General features: G+C 47.7%; 1 rRNA gene. It reads right to left on the reverse strand.

The features are described 5' to 3' along the window. Positions 1 to 1,208: ribosomal RNA gene (locus tag BUB93_RS11215) — 23S ribosomal RNA — on the reverse strand; the annotation flags it as partial. Positions 1,209 to 1,338: the final 130 nt, after the last annotated feature.

Consider the following 1,338-nt stretch of genomic DNA (forward strand, 5'->3'; position numbering starts at 1 on the left):
CCCCTGCAGATTAATCTGCAAGCCATAGCTTCGGTGGTAAGTTTTAGCCCCGGTAATCTTCGGCGCACAATCACTCGACTAGTGAGCTATTACGCACTCTTTAAATGAGTGGCTGCTTCTAAGCCAACATCCTAGTTGTCTTAGCAATTGCACATCCTTTCCCACTTAACTTACACTTTGGGACCTTAGCTGATGGTCTGGGCTGTTTCCCTTTCGACTACGAAACTTATCTCACGCAGTCTGACTGCCAAGGTAAAATATGTGGCATTCGGAGTTTGATATGGTTCGGTAAGCTATACGCCCCCTAGCCAATTCAGTGCTCTACCTCCACTATTCATCCCTTAACGCTAGCCCTAAAGCTATTTCGGGGAGAACCAGCTATCTCCGTGTTCGATTGGAATTTCTCCGCTACCCACACCTCATCCGAGCCTTTTTCAACAGACACCGGTTCGGGCCTCCACGTGATTTTACTCACGCTTCACCCTGGACATGGGTAGATCACACGGTTTCGGGTCTACAACATGCAACTATACGCCCTATTAAGACTCGGTTTCCCTTCGGCTTCCTGCCTTAAGCAGTTAACCTTGCTACACATCGTAACTCGCTGGTCCGTTCTACAAAAAGCACGCGGTCACTTATCGCTCCCACTGCTTGTAAGCATAGGGTTTCAGGTTCTGTTTCACTCCCCTCCCGGGGTTCTTTTCACCTTTCCCTCACGGTACTATTCTCTATCGGTCACTGGGTAGTATTTAGCCTTGGGGGGTGGTCCCCCCTAATTCCCACAGGGTTTCACGTGTCCCGTGGTACTCCGGAAATATGCCTGTATCTATCAATTTCGCCTACGAGACTCTTACTCCCTATGGTGCGCCTTCCCATGCGCTTCGGCTTCTCTTTAGATCTCCTTTGCATATCCCATTACCCCGTATAAATACGGTTTAGGCTCTTTCCCTTTCGCTCGCCGCTACTTGGAAAATCGAGTTTTCTTTCTCTTCCTTCGGGTACTTAGATGTTTCAGTTCCCCGAGTTCCCTCCTCGCATACTATTTTATTCATATGCGGGTGACAGGTCTTCTACCTGCCGGGTTTCCCCATTCGGATATCTGCGACTAATCGGTTATTTGCACCTCATCGCAGCTTTTCGCAGCTTGTCACGTCCTTCTTCGGCTCCCAGTGCCAAGGCATTCTCCCTATGCTCTTAGTAACTTGACCTCTTTTAAGCTTCGCCTCCCTTTCCTTGACCTGAGTCTTGAAAATCTTGGCTGACCTAAAATAATCTTTTGTTTCAGTTTTAAAACCAAAACGGTAGATGTTTAGATGATCGTTTGTTTTTACTTTACTT

Origin of the sequence: Alkalibacter saccharofermentans DSM 14828, from assembly GCF_900128885.1 — a bacterium.
Lineage (GTDB): Bacteria > Bacillota > Clostridia > Eubacteriales > Alkalibacteraceae > Alkalibacter > Alkalibacter saccharofermentans.